Annotated in this window: 1 protein-coding gene and 1 pseudogene; both read left to right on the top strand. The window is 34.4% G+C overall.

All coding sequences use genetic code 11. The annotated features are described in order from the left end of the window. Positions 1-122: 122 nt before the first annotated feature. A complete protein-coding gene (locus tag FC88_RS07375; RefSeq protein ID WP_003625288.1) occupies positions 123-401 on the top strand; it encodes a plasmid mobilization protein in 279 nt (92 codons plus the stop codon). Beyond that, a pseudogene (locus FC88_RS13140) lies at positions 391-515 on the top strand (type II toxin-antitoxin system YafQ family toxin); the annotation flags it as partial. The gene FC88_RS07375 and the pseudogene FC88_RS13140, both read left to right, overlap by 11 nt.

Raw genomic sequence — 515 nt, 5'->3', positions numbered from 1 at the left:
GGTAAGACAACTTGTTGCATAAGCTGTTAGTTCCTTTACTTTAAAATTAATTTAGTTGCAGAAAACCTAAAAATCGAATATTATAATGTAGTACGATGGTAAACTGAAAGGGGCGGATTAGAATGAGTAATACTATTATTAAAAACAAGACAATTTCAACTCGTGTAACACCTGACATTAGTGAACGGGCTAAAGCTAATCTAGCAAAACAAGGGCTAACCGTTTCTGAGTATATACGCTTATCGTTAGTTAAAGCGGCCAATAATGAAGTTCGATTAGTCAGCTTTTTAGATTCTCCGGAAGCCTTAGCCGCTAAAAAAGAAGCAGAAACAGGGCAGGTCAAAAACATTGGTTCATTGACTGACTTTGAAGATTGGATCGATAAGTTAGATGCAAATTAAACAGACCAAATCTTTTGAACGTGAATTAAAAAAACTAGTCAAAAAACATTTCCCAATAACTGTCTTGAAGCCTTGTTTAGAAGCAATTGTTGAACAAGATGTACTTGTTTTGAA

Source organism: Companilactobacillus futsaii JCM 17355 (assembly GCF_001435505.1).
Classification (GTDB): Bacteria; Bacillota; Bacilli; order Lactobacillales; family Lactobacillaceae; genus Companilactobacillus; species Companilactobacillus futsaii.
The sequence above is the reverse complement of the archived record's forward strand: the minus strand, read 5'-3'. Positions and strand labels throughout refer to the sequence as shown.